Below are 17,272 nucleotides of genomic sequence, written 5' to 3'. Positions count from 1 at the left end.
AGCTGTGGCGAGGGGATAAATCCCCTCGCCACAAAAGCTCGCTCGCCACAGGATTCCCGGGTCAGGCAGCGACCGGCGGCGGCAGGGTCGCGACCAGGCGGATCGAGGCGGTCAGCTCCTCAAGCTGGAAGTGCGGCCGCAGGAACACCGTGGCCTTGTAGGCCCCGGGCTTGCCGGCCACCTCGGTCACGTCCACCCGTGCTTCGCGCAGGGGGTACTGCGCCTTGATCTCTTGCGGCGCGTTGTCGTTGATCAGCACATAGTCGGCGATCCAGTTGTTGAGGTAGGTCTGCACGTTGTCGCGGGTCATGAAGCTGCCGACCTTGTCGCGCATGATGACCTTCAGGTAATGGGCAAAACGCGAGGCCGCGAGGACGTACGGCAACATCGCCGAGATCCGTGCGTTGGCGTTGGCTTCGTTGGTGTTGTAGACCTTGGCCTTGTTGGTGGTCTGGCCACCGAAGAACACCGCGATGTCGCTGTTTTTCTTGTGGCACAGGGCAATGAAACCGAGGTCGTTGAGCTCTTTCTCGCGGCGGTCGGTAATCGCCACTTCGGTCGGGCACTTGAGGGAAAGGTCCCCGGAACTGGTGCGGAAGGTATGGGCCGGCAGGCCTTCGACCGCGCCACCGCCCTCGGCGCCGCGAATCGCCGCGCACCAGCCGTACTTGGCGAAGGCTTCGGTGATGCGTTGCGACAGCGCCCAGGCGGCATTGCCCCACAGGTATTTGCTGTGGTCGGTGCCGTTGACGTCCTCGACGTAGTTGATGCCTTCCACCGGCAGGGTGTCCGGGCCGTAGGGCAGGCGCAGCAGGAAGTGCGGCAGCACCAGGGACACGTAGCGCGAGTCTTCGCTTTCACGGAAGGCGCGCCATTTGATCAGTTCCTGGCTCTCGAAGATCTTCGACAGGTCCCTGGGTACCGCCAGTTCGGTGAAGCTGCTCATGTCGAACAGGCGCGGACTGGCCGCGGCAATGAACGGTGCGTGCGCCGCGGCGGCGACGTTCGACAGTTTTTCCAGCAGGCCGATGTCCTGCGGGTGCCGGCCAAAGGTGTAGTCGCCCACCAGCAGGCTGAACGGGTGCCCGCCGAAGGTACCGTATTCTTCCTCGTAGATTTTCTTGAACAGGGCGCTCTGGTCGAATTCGACGGCTTTTTCCAGGTCGTTCTGCAGCTCTTTCTGGGTCACGTTGAGCAGGCGCAACTTGAGGCGGGTGCTGGTCTCGGTGTTCTGCACCAGCATGTGCAGGCCACGCCAGGATGCCTCGAGTTTCTGAAGTTCCGGGTGGTGCAGCACTTCGTTGAGCTGGGCGCTGATCAGCTGGTCGATCTGGCTGATGCGGTCGTTGATCATGGCCACGGTGTCCTTGTCGATGGCCATGCCTTCGTCGAGGACCTGGGTGGCGAATTCGGCCAGCATGTCGCGGGCGTAGTCCTGCTGGCTGTCATCGTGGGCCATGCGGCCTTCGGCGATGATCTTGTCCAGCAGCGACAGGGTCTGGGTCGTGCTCTCGCTGGTTTGAGCGCTGGATGAAGCGGGCATGGCGTTATCTCCCTTGAGTGATGGGCACGATCAGGCCTTGGGTTCGTCGGCCGGGGCCGGGTCATCGTTGGCGGCCACGGTGGGCAGCTCCTGCGGTGCTGCGTCCTGGGGCCGGGCCGACTTGATCTCTTGCAGGCCCTCGGTGTTGGCGATGACGTCGCGCAGCAGCTTGTCCAGGTCATCGTTGCCATCGAGCTTGGTCAGCAGGTCGCGCAGGCGCTGGCGGGCTTCGAACAGCCGGCGCAGAGGCGTGATCTGCTCCACGACCTTGACCGGGTCGAAATCGTCGATGTGGCGGAACTTGAGTTCGATGTTCAGCTTGCTGTCGTCGCCGCTCAGGGTGTTGTTCACCTGGAGCGTGGCGCGGGGGCCGATGGAGGCGAGCACCTCGTTGAAGTTGTCGCGATCGATTTCGGTGAAGCGCCGTTCGTTGAGCTTGGGCAGCGGCTCCAGCGGCTTGCCCGAAAGGTCGGCCAGGATGCCGACGACCAGTGGCAACTCTTTCTTTTCGATGGCATTGCCGATTTCCACGTCATAGGTGATCTGGACGCGGGGAGGGCGGACTCTGTCGAGCTTGTGCTGGGTACTTTCTGCCATGGCGGCCGACTCCGATGCATGAGTGGAAGCAATGCATCGGGAGGCCCGCTCATCGCATTCCCTTGCTGATCCACAGGTTGCAAATGGGGGGCAGTAGACCTGTCATTCCCTTGACGAACCTGGCGCATTCGACCGTGCTGGCCGAACTATCCAAGACGCTAGAACAGGTCTATAAAAATGCAAGCAAAAACAATTTTTGACCGCTGTGAGAAGGAAGATTCATTTTGCGTGAGTTTTTTTTCGGATTTTTCTTGAGCCTGGCCCTCACCGGTTGCTCGCTCTTTGCCCCCAGCGTCGACCTGGACAGCCTCACTCTGGACGTCGCGCCCCGGGCCAATGACGACACGCCGATCGCCGTGGATTTCATTGCCGTGAACGACCCGGACCTGCTCAAGCAGCTGTCGGGGATCACCGCCAGGCAGTGGTTCGCCGAGCGCGAGCAGTTCCAGCGCGACTATCGTCAGCTGATGTCGGTGTGGGGGCTGGAGCTGGTCCCCGGCCAGTTCATCGACCGCCAGCCGTTCCCGCTGGAGGGCCGCCGGGCCGCTGGACTTTTGGTCTTCGCCAGCTATAACACTCCCGGAGCCCACCGGCTCCGGCTGGACGATCAGCGCGAGGCCTGGCTCAGGTTCGACAGCCGGGAGATGACCCTCGTGAACGATGGGAAGGTCGATGCCAGTCAGCCTTGAATGACCGCGGGCCGCCTGGCGCGGCGACACTGGGATGTCGAAGGGAGTCGTATGAGTCTGTTACCTGACGCGGTGTGCTGGCACGAGGGCATGCAGTTGCTGCCCCAGCATTTCCAATTGCAAGGGTTGCGCGCCGAGGCCCTGGCCGCGCATGTCGCCACTGCCTGCAACCCCTGGTTCTGGGGTGTCAGCCAACTGGAAGTCGACCCTTCGGCCCTCGCCGCCGGCCAGGTGCGGCTGCTGCAGTTGCAAGGCACCTTGCCGGACGGGTTGCCCGTCAACCTGCAGGCCGGTGTCGGCCCGACCCTGGAGCTGGATATCACCGAGGCGGTCAACAAGACCGACGACGCCACGGTGACCGTGTACCTGGCCATCAGTCCGCTCTGGCGCGCCGGGCAATTGCTGCCTCTCAAGGGACGCCTGCAATCGGTGGTCGGCGATGCGCTGCCGGACCTCACCAGTGGCGAGTTCCCGGAATCCATCACCGTCTGGCGGCCGAACCCGCGGTTGTGCACGCAGCTGAGCAAGGCCGATTCGATCTGCCTGCCGTTGTTGCGTATCCGCAAGGAAGGCGGCGGGTTCCTGCGCGTGCCCTACACCCCACCCACGCCCGTGCTGTTGCCCGAGTCGATGCTGGGGCGGCGGGTCGCCGGGCTGTGCGCCCGGGCGCGGGAGAAATGCATGTTTCTCGCCGGCCGGTTGCGTCAGGCCCAGGCTGCCGGTAACCAGGACGACGCGGCGGAAATCCGCCGGCAGATGACGGCGTTGTGGGCGCGCTTGCCGGAAGTGGAAGGCGCGTTGAATACCCGCGTGACGACGCCCCAGGCGATGCACGGCTTGTTGCTGGGATTGGCCGGTGCCTGGTCGGCCCTCGATCCGCTGGCCGGTGTTCCGGCTTTCGCCCCGCTGGATTTCGTCGAACTGCAACGCGGCTACGAACCCTTGCTCGACTGGCTGGAAGACACCCTGGAACGGGTCCGTGCCGGCTATCGCAGCCTGGCTTTCGAACGCAACGACCAGGTCTTTTCCATTCAGTTGCCCGACGACCAGCCGAGCCAGCGCCTGGTCATCGGCCTGCGCATGCCCAACGGTGCCAGCGAGCAGGCCGCGGCCGACTGGTTGCGCGGGGCGATCATCGCATCCGCACCGCATATTCCATTGCTGAGCCGCCAGCGCATGAGCGGTCTGCCTCACCAGGCCATGAGTCGCAACGAACAGGTGGCCTACAGCGTGGGCGACGATACCCGGTTGTTTGTGGTGAACGCCGGCGGCCAATGGTTCGACGGGCAGTTGCCGTTGCACATCGTCGCCCCGGCATCGGCCCAGGTCAGCAGCCCGTGGCAAGTGGTGCTGTTCGTGGCGCAAGTCGGTGAAAGTGCCTGATCGCAGAAGGGGAGTGGTATGCCTGACGGAAGTGGCGGGGCGGTTCGGAGTCTGCATGAGGCGCCGCTGAGCAGCGCTTTCCGACAGGCCTGGCTGAAATGGTCCCAGCAATGGCAGGACCTGCCCAAGGACAGCGACTCCGCGGCCCTGGTCAGTCGTGTGGTGGAGTTTTCCGGACGCAGTGCCCAGCGCCTGTGGCGGACGGCCTTCGCCAGCGTCGGTGACTCCGCCACCGAGCAGGTCAAGGCGCTGGTCTATGCCTTCGTCGCACTGGTGGACGAAACCCTGCTGTTCAGCCCCTGGCCGGGGCAGCTCGCCTGGCAACAGCATCCGTTGGAATCGCGCATGTATTCCAGCCGCCAGGCCGGCGAGCGTTTGCCTTCGGCCATCAAGAAGCTGCTGGACGAGCAGATGCCCGGTACCCGGGACCTGGCGAATGTCTACCTGCAATGCCTGATCCTCGGTTTCCAGGGGCGCCTGCGTGGCGAACCCGGTCAGGTCCAGCATGAAAAATGGCGCCTGGCACTCTTCGCGTTTGCCTGGCAGTACGATGCGGACTACGAGGAGGTCAGCGAACGCCTGGCGATGTCCGCGGCGGCGCCACCGATGCGCATGCCGGCGCAGACATCGTTGCCGGACGGCTTTCGCCTGGGGCTGGCGATCCTGGCGATGGTCCTGCTGCTGACCGGGCTGGGGCAGGTGTTCTGGCGTGACATCCGTTCGGAGCTCGAACCGGTGCTGCAACTGAACGAGTCGGTGGTCCAGGAGCAGGATTCATGAGCCCCCTGAGCATCGTCGCGCTGGTGTTGCTGGCCATTGTCCTGGTGGTGTTGGTCGCGGCGCTGGTCTGGTGGCTGCGGACCCAGGGCGGAGCCGCCATCCGCAGCTTCTATGGCTCGGTGCGCCACATGGAGCAGGAGCAAGGCACCCGCGACCGCTACCAGATGCCCTGGCTGATGATGCTGGGCAACGAAACCGATGCAGCCCGGTTGTGCAGCCAGTGGCGCTTGCAACCGACGGACAGGGTGGCGTGGTTCGGGCGTTGGTGGTCGGATGCCGAAGGCGCGGTGCTGGTGGTGCCTCAGGCGCTGTTCCTGCCCGACGAAGGCATGAACCGGCAACGGGGCAACTGGTGGCGTTTGCTGGGACTGATCCTGCGCTTGCGCAGTCGGCGCCCGCTGGACGCGGTGATCTGGACGGTGCCGTTCGACAAGCTCGACGATATCGAGCACACCACCGAGCTGAGCCTCAAGGTCCGGCGAGGTTTCATCGACCTGTTGCAGCGCTTCGGCCTGAGCCTTCCGGTGTATGTGGTGATCACCGGCATGGAAGAAATGCCCGGCTTCCAGGAATTGGTCAGCGCGCTGCCGGGCGACGCCCGTGAATCGATAGTGGGCTGGTCCTCGCCGTACTCGCCGGAGGCGGCGTGGCAGTCGCACTGGAGCGACCAGGCCCTGGATCAGGTCCATGCCGCGTTGTCGCAGTCGATCATTGAAATCGGCGCCCTGTCGGGGCAGTTGAGTGGCGACCTGTATGCTCTGCCGGAGCGCTTCGAAGGCTTGCGCCGGGCCTTGCAGGTGCTGTTGGAGCCGGTGTTCCAGGGCAATGTCCAGGGTGAAGCCCCACGCTTTCGCGGCGTGTATTTCACCGCCAGCCAGGCACCGGCTGCCATCGGGGACGGCTTTCCTGCCGACGACAAAGTCTTGCGGCAAACGGTGTTCGCCCGGCAGCTGTGGACCCGCCGGCTGGTGGCTGAGCGCGGCCTGGCCCAGCCGGTGCCGCGGCTGCTGCGCTTGCGCCAGCGCTGGCATCGGCTGGCCGGCGCGGTCGCGCTGGTGGTCGGGCTGGTCTGGTTGGGGGGCATGCTCTGGGTCTGGCACGATTCGGTGGAGCAAGCCGAGGGCTTGTCGCAGTTGGTGCTGCGCGCCCACAAGAACCACATGGTGGTCGATCCTGACGAACCGCAACTGGAGCCGACCCGGTTCAATGTACTGAACTACTGGAACGTGCTGGAAACAGCCCCGCGCTGGCGCTTCGTCTCGGTGGTCTTTCCCACCTCGTGGTTTTCCTCCGTGGACACGCAACTGGAACAGGGTCTGCGCCAGACCGCGCGGCACCACTGGATCCTGCCGTTGCGTGACCTGCTGGTATCGGACCTGGAGAAACTCAAGTCCATCCGCAACACCGAGCGTCGCGGCAACGTGCAGAGCGATGACCCGGCCCAGTGGCAGAGCTATGTGAAGGCCAGGGACCTGGTGGAGCGCGCGGTCCGCCTCGAACAGCACAACCAGTTGTTCAACCAGGTCATCAGTAACCCCAAGGCGCCGCTGGACGAGTTGGTGCAACTGAGCAACAACGCCCTGTCGTTGAACCTCAACCCTGGCACCCTGGGCCGGGCGCGGTTCTACAACCGGGTGCTGTTCGATGCACAGAACTCCGACCTAAAGGGCCTGGACCTGAACGCCGCGCGCCCGGTGGTCTCCGACAATTTCACCGGCCTGATGCAACGCTGGCTCGATCATTATTTTCTCGCCGACAACTTCGTGCGCCAGGCCGGTTACCTCAAGCTGCACCTGCAACGGCTGGAGGCGGGCGGTGGCAACTCGTTGAGCGAGCTGGAAGACCTGATGGCGCTGATCGATGACCTGCAGACCCTGGTCAGCCTGACCAATGCGGCCTGGAGCCGGGGCAAGGGCCAGGACCTGGTGCCGGGCTACAGCCAGTTGATGGACAAGGTCAGCCACAGCGCGCTGCTTGGGCCGCAGTTGGAACAGGATCTGCAAAGCCAGGCGGCGAAGTTGCAGCAGAGCTTTCGCGACCAGTGGATCGTGCAGAGCGGGTCCCGGGACAACCTGCTGGTCCAGCAGGGCAGCGGCCTGCTGGTGCTGCAAGAACATGTCACGGCCCTGGACGACGCGGTGCAGGCCCTGTTCAAGCGTGACTTCGTCGCCCTGGCCTTGCAGAAGGCCCCGTCCGTCGGCACCGCCGATGGCATGGGCAGCGGCAGCGACGACTTCAGCGTGGCCCTGAACTACTTCGCCAGCTACAAGAGCTACGCCAATGACGAGCTGCCACGCATTCCGCCGGCGTACCGCGACGCGCTGATCCAGGCCGCCGAAGGCGCGGCGGCGCGGGCCATGTGGCTGAGCCTGGATGAGAGCGACGAGCAATGGCCGGGCATGGGCTTCAACGTGCAGGCTTCCCAGGCCGTCGCACTGCAGAAAGCCTTCATGGACGTCAATCGTGGCGACCTGGCGGTGCGTTTCCAGCGCCTGCTCAATCGCCGTGCATTGGCCCAGATCAACAGCGGCCTGCAGGAAATCGATGCCCAGCCGCTGTTCAGCCAGCGGGCCGATATCCAGCGCTGGGACGGCTCGAAGAACTTCGGCCTGCAGCTGTATGGTGCCAGCGATCCGCAAGGGCTGAAGCTGAGCCTGAACCAGCAGTTCGACGCCATGCTGCAGATTGCCGAGCAACGCATGCCGGCCCTGGAATGGCTGATTGTCCAGCAGGACAACCTGTCGGCCTCGGAGCATGACCAGGTGTCGCGCTTCATGGCGATGAACGACGAGTTGCTCAAATACAAGAACCAGAATCCGGCCAGTTCGGCGGCGCAACTGACGCAATTGGTGAGCCGGGATTTCATCGAAATGGATACGGCGTCCTGCGGGCAGATCCTGCAGACCACCCAACTGTCCGGCGGGCGCGGCGACCTGGCCCGGCGTGCCGTGGCGTTGCAGCAGAGCGCCCTGCAGCGCTGCCTGTATCTGCAGCAAAGCCAGGCGGCGGCCGCCTGGAACGATGTGGCCGATTACTTCAACCAGTACCTGGCCGGGCGTTTTCCGTTTTCCCAGGACGCGCGGGCCAGTGACGCCGATCCGGCGCGGGTGCAGCGTTTGCTGGAGCTGATCGACACGCGCCTGCCCCTGGCCCAGGCCGGGTTGGCGCTGAGCCAGACGCCGGAGCGGCTGGCCGCGGAGGATTTCCTCAACCGGCTGAAACAGGCCGGGACCTGGTTGGGACCGCTGTTCGTGCGGGACAAGAGCGGGATCCTCGGTGTGGAGATGGATGTACGCTGGCGCACCGATCGCGACGAAGAGCGCGGTGCCGACCAGGTGATCGCCTGGGGGCTGAACACTGGCAACCAGCAGATCGGCTACCCCGGCGAACCCCAGCAGAACCTGCGCTGGATGGTCGGGCAACCCGTGCGGCTGACCCTGCGCTGGGCCCGCAACGGTTACCAGCGGCCGGCCAATGACCCGTTGCAGCCCAACCTGGTGGTACGCGACCTGGAAGCCGGTTGGGAATACCAGGGGCCGTGGTCGTTGCTGCGCCTGATGCGTGCGCAGGTGTCGGCCCAGCGCCAGCCGAACGTCGATTACACCGATTTCCCGCTGACCCTGCAGTTGCCGGTGACCGCCCAGCTCCAGACCCAGGCCCGCACCACACAGCAGACCCTGATGTTCCTGCGCCTGTCGTTGATGAGCCAGGGGTCGAAGCTGCCCCTGTCGATTGTGCCACCGCCGACCCGGGCACCCCGTTCACCTTTCATGGCGACCTCGTCGAGCCCCGCCGTCGCCACCCGTGAGGAGGGCCTGTGAGCGTACCGATATCCCCTCTGCCTGATCTGATCGCTCGCTTGCTCGAGCCCATTGGCGCCGAATCGCCTTGCGGCCAGGACCTGCGCTACGAAGCGGAATACGACCAACTGCGGGAGTTGCGCCGTGAGGACGACACCAGCCTGCCCACTGGCGTCTGGCAAGCCTCGGTCAAGCGCGCCCACTGGCCGGAGCTGGAAAGACTCGCCACGGCGCTGCTGCTCGAGCGCAGCAAGGACTTGATGATCAGCGCCTGGCTGGGGGAGGCCTGGCTGCACCTGAGCGGGCTGGACGGCCTGCCAGGCAGCCTGGCCCTGGTGGCGGGCCTGTGCGAGCGGTATCCCGAGCAACTGCACCCCATGGCCGATGAGGGCGACCAGTCATGGCGGGTGATTCCGCTGGAGTGGTTGGCTCGTCGTTATGGCGAGGTGCTGTTGACCCGGGTGGCCTTGTTCGATGGCCGGGACCCGTCCTTCGACCGCTTCTGCCTGGATGACTGGCAACGCCTGCAGCGCCAGCAAGTGCAGGTCAACGACAGCAAGAACGCCAAGGCATCGGCGGAAGCCGCCCGCAGCGACCAGAAGAAACTCAGTGAGTTGATTCGCAGCACGCCGTTGTCGTTCTGGTTGCATCGCCAGGGCACCCTGATGTTGAGCCTGCAACACCTGCAGCGGCTCGAAGCCTGGAGCGATACTTACCTGGGCTCACTGGCGCCGGGCTACAAATCCTTGCAGGACGTGATCCAGGCCCTGCTGGCACTGGTAGAGGAGTTCATTGCGATGCATCCACAACAACCCTCCACGGTACCGGTGCAGGCGCCGCCGACGCTTGCGCCGTCGACGTCCGATGCGCAAAGCCCTGTGCTCCAGGCTTTCCAGGAACCGGCCAGCCGCGAGGAAGCCTATCGACAATTGCTGGTCATCGCTGCCTACCTGGCGCGTACCGAGCCCCACAGCCCGGTGCCATACCTGATCCGGCGCGGCGTGGAATGGGGCAACAAGCCGCTGAGCGAGCTGTTGGGGGAATTGATCAGCGCCGATGCCGAGTCCCGGCGGGTGTGGACCCTGCTGGGAGTGCTCTAAGGTAGCGGCTCGGGCAACGGCACCGGCGTCAGTACCGGCTTGCCGGCGAAGAATGCGTTCAGGTTCTGGCCCACCAGTTCCACGGTGCCCCGGGTCGCCTCCGGTGAAAGGCCGGCGACATGGGGCGTCAGGACGACGTTGGGCAGGTGCTTCAAGGCGTCAGGCACTTCAGGCTCGTGGTCGAACACGTCCAGGGCCGCTCCGGCGATGCGTCGATATTCCAGGGCGCTGATCAGGTCGGCGGTCGAGACCACGCTGGCCCGGGCGATGTTCACCAGGAAACCGTTGGGCCCCAGGGCATCGAGGGCCTGTTTGTTGATCAACTGCCGGGTGTCGAGGCCACCGGGTGTGGCGACCACCAGGAAATCCGAAACCCTGGCCAGTTCCGTAGGCGTGGCGCAGTAGGCGTAGGGCACGTCGTTGCGCACCCGGCGGCTGTGGTAGCTGACGCTCATGTCGAAACCGAGGGCGCCCCGCTTGGCGATCGCCATCCCTACCGCGCCGAGGCCCAGCACCCCCAGCCGTTTGCCGGCCAGGGAGGGGCGCATGACCTTCGCCCATTCGCCCCGGCGCACGCAGGCGTCGGCGCGAGGAATATCGCGCACCAGCGCCAGCAGCAGCGCCATGGCATGGTCGGCCACCGATGAAGCGTTGACCCCGGCACCATTGGTTACCACGATGCCGCGCTCCCGGGCGGCCTGCAGGTCCACCTGCTCGTAGCCGGCGCCGATCACGCAAATGATCTGCAGGTTGGGCAGTGCGGCAATCTCCTGCGCCGTCAGGCCCAGGGGACCGCGCGTCAGCACCGCGTTGAACCGCTCGCCATGCTCGAAGATCGCCGCCCTGCGTTCGGCAGGCGTCGGCGCCAGTTCCAGGTGATAGCCCTGGCGCTCGAGAATCGGCAGGTATTCATTGACGGTTTCAACCAGTACCAGGACGGTTGCGGGCATGCTGTGCTCCTGTGGGCAATCGGGCTGAGAAAAAAGTGTGGGCGAGCCTGCGGCGACGGGGTTTTGTGCAGTATGGCTCATGGTGCTCTGGAATCGTTTCAATCTGTCCTGAGTGTAGGAGCTGGCGCAATGTGGCGATAGGGCCGCCAGCCTGCTCACGGGCATTACCCACAACCCATGTGCTGATCCGCACCACCGCTCCTCAGCTAAGTCTTTGCTTCTGCTCGCTAATCCCGGACAATCGCGCCCCTGTTTCGGCCAGGGCGCTGCCTGTCGGGCTTTTCCGACTCGTCCTGGCCGGGTGCACGTGACCGGACAGCGGAGATCCGACCGGATGAATGATCAGGCCAATAGCGTCGAAGAGCGCTTTGAAGCGACAGCCCCAGCCACCCTCAGTCAATGGAGTCGCCACGACACCACCTGGATGCTGGGCCTGTTTGGCACCGCCATCGGAGCAGGCACTCTGTTCCTCCCCATCAATGCCGGACTGGGCGGTTTCTGGCCACTGCTGATCCTGGCATTGCTGGCGTTCCCCATGACGTTCTATGCGCACCGGGGCCTGACCCGTTTCGTGTTGTCCGGTCGAGACGGCGCGGATATCACCGAGGTGGTGGAAGAGCACTTCGGGATCAAGGCGGGCGCGCTGATCACCTTGCTGTACTTCTTTGCGATCTTCCCGATCCTGCTGATCTACAGTGTGGCGCTGACCAATACGGTGGGCAGTTTCCTGGAGCACCAGCTGCACATCCAGCCGCCGCCGCGGGCGGTGTTGTCCCTGGTGTTGATCCTGGGCCTGCTGGCGGTGGTGCGGTGTGGCGAGCAGGCCATCGTCAAGGCCATGAGCCTGATGGTCTATCCCTTCATCGTTGCGTTGCTGTTTTTGGCAGTGTTCCTGATTCCCCACTGGAACGGTGGCATCCTGACCACGGCGTCCACGTTGCCCGAGCCGTCGGCTTTGCTGCACACGCTGTGGCTGGCGATCCCGGTGATGGTGTTCTCGTTCAACCACTCGCCGATCATCTCGGCGTTTGCGGTGGACCAGAAGCGTCGCTACGGTGTGAACGCCCAGGCGCGCAGCTCGCAGATCCTGTCTCGCGCCCATGTGCTGATGGTGGTGATGGTGCTGTTCTTTGTATTCAGTTGCGTGCTGACCCTGTCGCCGGCGCAACTGGCCGAAGCCAAGGCGCAGAATCTGTCGATCCTGTCGTACCTGGCCAATCACTTCAGCAATCGGACCATTGCCTTCGCCGCGCCGTTGATCGCGTTCGTGGCGATTTCCAAATCGTTCCTGGGGCATTACATCGGTGCCAGCGAGGGGCTCAAGGGCCTGATCGTCAAGAGCGGCCGCCGTCCGGCGCCCAAGACCCTGGATCGCCTGACGGCGATGTTCATGCTGGTGGTGTGCTGGATCGTCGCCACGCTCAACCCGAGCATCCTGGGCATGATCGAAACCCTGGGCGGCCCGGTAATTGCGGCGATCCTGTTCCTGATGCCGATGTACGCCATCCAAAAGGTCCCGGCCATGGCCCGTTACCGCGGCCAGGCGTCCAATGTGTTCGTGACGCTGGTAGGGGTCGTGGCAATTACCGCGCTGGTCTATTCCCTGACATCCTGACTGGATTCCTTGTGGGAGCGAGCCTGCTCGCGATGGCGTCAGTTCAGGTTGCATCGAAATTACAGGCATAAAAAAACGCCGCCCCTCGCAAGAAGGGCGGCGTTTTAGTCGAGCGTTGAAGCCTTAGGCTTGAACGACCGGGATGTTGGCGTTTGCAGCCGCTTCACGGAACTCGGCGATCTGGTCGAAGCTCAGGTAGCGGTATACGTCCGCCGCCATGCTGTCGATCTTGCCGGCGTATTCCATGTACTCCTCGACGGTCGGCAGGCGACCCAGGATGGATGCCACGGATGCCAGCTCGGCCGAAGCCAGGTAGACATTCGCGCCGTCACCCAGACGGTTCGGGAAGTTACGGGTCGAGGTGGACACCACGGTGGAGTTCGGCTCGACGCGTGCCTGGTTACCCATGCACAGCGAGCAGCCTGGCATTTCCATGCGTGCACCGGCCTTGCCGTAGATGCCGTAGTAGCCTTCCTCGGTGAGCTGGTGAGCGTCCATCTTGGTCGGCGGCGACAGCCACAGACGGGTCGGCAGCTGGCCCTTGACCTGATCCAGCAGCTTGCCGGCCGCGCGGAAGTGGCCGATGTTGGTCATGCACGAACCGATGAAGACTTCGTCGATCTTCTCGCCAGCGACGCTGGAGAGCAGGCGGGCGTCGTCCGGGTCGTTCGGCGCGCAGAGCACAGGCTCCTTGATCTCGGCCAGGTCGATCTCGATGACTTCGGCGTACTCGGCGTCCTTGTCGGCTTCCAGCAGTTCCGGGTTGGCCAGCCAGGCTTCCATCGCCTGGGCACGACGCTCCAGGGTGCGGGCATCGCCGTAGCCTTCGCCGATCATCCAGCGCAGCAGGGTGATGTTCGACTTCAGGTATTCGGCGATGGATTCCTTGGACAGCTTGATGGTGCAACCGGCTGCCGAACGTTCTGCCGAAGCGTCGGACAGTTCGAAGGCTTGCTCGACGGTCAGGGTTTCCAGGCCTTCGATCTCCAGGATACGGCCGGAGAAGGCGTTCTTCTTGCCTTTCTTCTCGACGGTCAGCAGGCCTTTCTGGATCGCGTAGTAAGGGATGGCATGAACCAGGTCACGCAGGGTGACGCCTGGCTGCAGCTTGCCCTTGAAGCGAACCAGGATCGACTCCGGCATGTCCAGCGGCATGACGCCGGTGGCGGCAGCGAAGGCTACCAGGCCGGAACCGGCCGGGAAGGAGATGCCGATCGGGAAGCGGGTGTGGGAGTCGCCACCGGTGCCGACGGTGTCCGGCAGCAGCATGCGGTTCAGCCAGCTGTGGATGATGCCGTCACCTGGACGCAGGGACACGCCGCCACGGGTCATGATGAAGTCAGGCAGGGTGTGGTGGGTGGTGACGTCGATCGGCTTTGGATAGGCCGCGGTGTGGCAGAACGACTGCATGACCAGGTCGGCGGAGAAGCCCAGGCAAGCCAGGTCTTTGAGCTCGTCACGGGTCATCGGGCCAGTGGTGTCCTGGGAACCGACGGTGGTCATCTTCGGCTCGCAGTAGGTGCCAGGGCGAACGCCCTTCACGCCGCAGGCCTTGCCGACCATTTTCTGCGCCAGGGTGTAGCCCTTGGTGCTTTCGGCCGGTGCTTCTGGCTTCTTGAACAGGTCCGAAGGTGGCAGGCCGAGTTCGGCGCGGGCCTTCTCGGTCAGGCCGCGGCCGATGATCAGCGGGATACGGCCACCGGCGCGGACTTCGTCCAGCAGGACCGGAGTCTTCATTTCGAAGGTGGTCAGGACTTCATCGGTGCCGTGCTTGCAGACCTTGCCAGCATGAGGGTACAGGTCGATCACGTCGCCCATGTTCATGTTGGACACGTCGAATTCGATCGGCAGGGCGCCGGCGTCTTCCATGGTGTTGTAGAAGATCGGGGCGATCTTGCTGCCGAAGCAGAAACCGCCGGCACGCTTGTTCGGTACGTACGGGATGTCGTCGCCGAAGAACCACAGGACCGAGTTGGTCGCCGACTTACGCGACGAACCGGTACCGACCACGTCGCCAACGTAGGCGATCGGGAAGCCGCCGTTGCGCATTTCCTCGATCTGCTTCATCGGGCCGGTCTTGCCTTGCTCGTCGGGCACGATGCCGTCGCGGGCCATTTTCAGCATGGCCAGGGCGTGCAGCGGGATGTCCGGGCGGGACCAGGCATCAGGGGCAGGGGACAGGTCGTCGGTGTTGGTCTCGCCGGTGACCTTGAAGACCCGCAGGCTGATCTTGTCGGCCAGTACGGGACGCTTCTTGAACCACTCGCCGTCGGCCCAGGATTGCAGGACGGCCTTGGCGTGGACGTTGCCATTGCGGGCTTTTTCAGCCACGTCGTGGAAGGCGTCGAACATCAGCAGGGTGTGCTTGAGCTCTTCGGCGGCTACCGGGGCCAGTTCGGCGTCGTCCAGCAGCTCTACCAGGGTCACGATGTTGTAGCCACCCTGCATGGTGCCGAGCAGTTCGACGGCACGCTTCTTGTCCAGCAGGGGGGATTGGGCCTGGCCCTTGGCCAGGGCGGACAGGAAGCCGGCCTTGACGTAGGCGGCTTCGTCGACTCCTGGTGGAACGCGATTGGTGATCAGGTCAACGAGGAAAGCTTCTTCGCCAGCCGGGGGATTCTTCAGCAGCTCGACCAGGCCTGCGGTTTGTTCGGCGTTAAGCGGCTGGGGAACGATACCCAGTGCTGCGCGCTCTTCGATATGTTTGCGGTAGGCTTCAAGCACAGTATTACCCTCATCAGTGGTCCCAAATGGGTGTCCGGGACGCTCATCCAGAAACCCGCGGTATCCATGCGCTTCAGGCTTTGTACGAAAAGTGCCTGCGCGACGATCATGCTGCTTTGAAAACAGGCCCGGAATGCTCATTGACAACCAGTCAACTGCGTTTCCTCGCCTGTTTTCGCCTTGCCTGATCGCCGCTCGGCGACTTTTCGTACAAAGCCTAGGAGGCTTTTTGAGCCACCACGCCAGCGTTACCGGGGTTCCTCACAGAAGCTGCTTTCAAAGTTTTACGCCTGCAGAACGGGGAGCTGATGAGGGTTGGCGTCGGGCTTTCCCCGCTGGAAAGACCCTCCGCCAACACCGTTCTGAAGGAACGACTGTGCTCGTGACGCTTTGAAAACAGCTTCTAACGGACATTTGGCGCCTTAAAAGGCTGGCTGATTCTACGGGAAAAAAAGATTAAAGGTAAGTTGGGCCAGCAAGTTTGAAGGGGTGATCAATCTTAGACAAAGGGCTAACATGCCGGCCTGTCCTGCTTTTGCGTGTGCGTGTCCTATGCCCAACCAGCTCATCAAGACCCCCTGCGTCGGCCTCTGCTCCACTGTCTATGGTGACCTGGTGTGCCGTGGCTGCAAGCGGTTCCACCATGAAGTGATCCACTGGAACGGCTATAACGAGGATGAGAAACGGGCGGTGTGGCTGCGGTTGGAAAAGCTGCTGGTGCAAGTGATGGTGGCCAAGCTGGAGGTCTTCGACCCGGAGCTGCTGCGCCAGCAACTGGTGACACGGCAGATCCGCTTCGTGCCGCAGCAGTCGGAGTACTGCTGGGCTTATCAACTGATCGCCCGGGGCGCGCGGGTGATCAACAACCTGGAAGCCTACGGCATGGTGCTGTTGCCGGAGTTTCGCGACTGGGAACTGCCCGACTTGCGCGATGCCATCGATCGGGAATTCTTCCTGCTGTCCGAAGCCCACTACCAGCGCTACATCGCGCCGGGTTTCCTCAAGGATGCAATGGGCGGTTGATCCCCCATTTGTGAAAAAAAGCATTTGGCCAGGGAGCTGTGGCGAGGGGATAAATCCCCTCACCACAGCTATTCATTCCTTGACCGCCAGCTCCACCAGGTGATCCTCCACCTCCTGGGGCTTGAGCACCAGCACATCGCTTTCCAGCGTGTCGAGCACCGCTTCGGCGGTGTTGCCGATCAGGACCCCTGACAATCCCGAGCGCGCCACGGTGCCGATCACCGTCACGGCCGCTTCGAGCCGGCGTGCCATGTAAGGGATCAGGACGTCCGCCGGGCCCTCTTCGATGTGCAGGTGCTGATCGTCGATATCGAATTCGGCCTGGAATGCCCGGCATTGTTCGCGATAACGGGCTTCGATGGTTTCCTTGAGCTGGAACGTCGGGTCGGCGGACGACAGCATCGGGGTGGGATGGGCGCTGATCACGTGAAGGTGCGCCTTGGCCAGGAGTGCAATGTCATAGCCATGATCGATGATGGTGTTGTGCAGGTGCCGATGTTCCTCGTCGGCATTGCCCACGTCGACGGCGGCCAGGATCACTCTGTCCTTCCAGGAACCTGCGGTTTTCACCAGCAGCACCGGGGTCGGGCAGTGGCGCAGCAGTTTCCAGTCCGCCGGGGTGAGCAGGGCTTTTTTCAGCGGGCTGTCGGCAAAGTGCTGCTTGATGACCAGGCCGCAACCTTCGGCCTGTTGCACATCGATGATGGTCTCGTGAAGGCTCTCGTTCCAGGCCTGTTCCGTGGTGACGCTGTAGCCATCGGCTGCCAGGCCGGCCTTGAGCACGCTGAGCATGCCGCCGTGGTCATGCTTTTTATCGCAGACCAGCAGATGCAGGTGGGCCTGGGTCACTCCGGCGATCAGCTTGGCGCGCTTGAGCGCCAGGCTTTCCGAGTGTTCGGGGTCGATGACCACCAGAATGCTGCGAATGGCTTGCATGATCGGCGTCTCCAGCAATGAAAAGGCAGGGTGTTGCTCAACTATAGTTGTTGCCGGTCAGTCGTGGACTTGATGCATATCAACGGCAATGGCTGGTGGTCTGGGAGCAGGCCGGTATAATCGGCGCCCTTT

General features: G+C 63.6%; 12 protein-coding genes. 7 read left to right on the top strand and 5 right to left on the bottom strand.

All coding sequences use genetic code 11. The annotated features are described in order from the left end of the window. Positions 1–61: 61 nt before the first annotated feature. Both tssC and tssB read right to left on the bottom strand, forming a co-directional pair. On the bottom strand, positions 62–1,543 hold the full coding sequence (gene tssC / locus BT179_RS20115; RefSeq protein WP_072396328.1) for a type VI secretion system contractile sheath large subunit: 1,482 nt from the start codon (positions 1,541–1,543) through the stop codon (positions 62–64). 30 nt (positions 1,544–1,573) lie between these two features. Continuing rightward, entirely contained in the window at positions 1,574–2,140 is a 567-nt protein-coding gene (gene tssB / locus BT179_RS20110; protein ID WP_072396330.1) for a type VI secretion system contractile sheath small subunit, read from the bottom strand. Between the two features lie 224 nt (positions 2,141–2,364). Between tssB and BT179_RS20100 the strand changes: the two genes are divergently transcribed. From BT179_RS20100 to tssA, 5 genes are read left to right on the top strand one after another with little or no spacing between them, the layout of a single operon-like run. Beyond that, positions 2,365–2,829 (top strand): type VI secretion protein, encoded by a 465-nt coding sequence (locus BT179_RS20100; protein WP_072396334.1) that lies wholly within the window; start codon positions 2,365–2,367, stop codon positions 2,827–2,829. 51 nt (positions 2,830–2,880) lie between these two features. After that, the gene (tssK, locus tag BT179_RS20095) at positions 2,881–4,212 is read left to right on the top strand and encodes a type VI secretion system baseplate subunit TssK (RefSeq protein ID WP_072396355.1); all 1,332 of its coding nucleotides are present in this window, start codon (positions 2,881–2,883) and stop codon (positions 4,210–4,212) included. 18 nt (positions 4,213–4,230) lie between these two features. Next, positions 4,231–4,992, top strand: a complete 762-nt coding sequence (locus BT179_RS20090; RefSeq protein WP_072396357.1) for a DotU family type IV/VI secretion system protein — start codon at positions 4,231–4,233, stop codon at positions 4,990–4,992. Then, on the top strand, positions 4,989–8,813 hold the full coding sequence (locus tag BT179_RS20085) for a type VI secretion system protein (protein ID WP_072431476.1): 3,825 nt from the start codon (positions 4,989–4,991) through the stop codon (positions 8,811–8,813). Before BT179_RS20090 ends, BT179_RS20085 begins: the two co-directional genes overlap by 4 nt. After that, complete coding sequence (tssA, locus tag BT179_RS20080; RefSeq protein ID WP_072396361.1) at positions 8,810–9,892, top strand: type VI secretion system protein TssA; 1,083 nt, start codon at positions 8,810–8,812, stop codon at positions 9,890–9,892. The genes BT179_RS20085 and tssA overlap by 4 nt, the downstream gene beginning before the upstream one ends. Here tssA and BT179_RS20075 read toward each other — a convergent pair. Continuing rightward, entirely contained in the window at positions 9,889–10,842 is a 954-nt protein-coding gene (locus tag BT179_RS20075) for a 2-hydroxyacid dehydrogenase (RefSeq protein ID WP_072431477.1), read from the bottom strand. The two genes, tssA and BT179_RS20075, sit on opposite strands and share 4 nt — an antisense overlap. Positions 10,843–11,176: 334 nt before the next feature. Here BT179_RS20075 and BT179_RS20070 point away from each other — a divergent pair, with 334 nt between their 5' ends. Then, positions 11,177–12,457: a serine/threonine transporter gene (locus BT179_RS20070; RefSeq protein WP_072396365.1), complete on the top strand. Its 1,281-nt coding sequence runs from the start codon at positions 11,177–11,179 to the stop codon at positions 12,455–12,457. Between the two features lie 123 nt (positions 12,458–12,580). On the opposite strand, the gene acnB is transcribed toward BT179_RS20070, so the two are convergent. Beyond that, positions 12,581–15,181: a bifunctional aconitate hydratase 2/2-methylisocitrate dehydratase gene (acnB, locus tag BT179_RS20065; RefSeq protein ID WP_072396367.1), complete on the bottom strand. Its 2,601-nt coding sequence runs from the start codon at positions 15,179–15,181 to the stop codon at positions 12,581–12,583. 552 nt (positions 15,182–15,733) lie between these two features. Here acnB and BT179_RS20060 point away from each other — a divergent pair. After that, entirely contained in the window at positions 15,734–16,204 is a 471-nt protein-coding gene (locus tag BT179_RS20060) for a DUF1289 domain-containing protein (RefSeq protein WP_072396369.1), read from the top strand. Positions 16,205–16,276: 72 nt separating this feature from the next. Here BT179_RS20060 and BT179_RS20055 read toward each other — a convergent pair whose 3' ends face one another. Then, positions 16,277–17,140, bottom strand: coding sequence for a universal stress protein (locus BT179_RS20055; protein ID WP_072396371.1), 864 nt, complete (start codon positions 17,138–17,140; stop codon positions 16,277–16,279). Positions 17,141–17,272 lie beyond the last annotated feature (132 nt).

It is taken from the genome of Pseudomonas sp. NFACC43 (assembly GCF_900119645.1).
Lineage (GTDB): Bacteria > Pseudomonadota > Gammaproteobacteria > Pseudomonadales > Pseudomonadaceae > Aquipseudomonas.
This window is presented reverse-complemented; position numbering and strand designations above follow the sequence as displayed.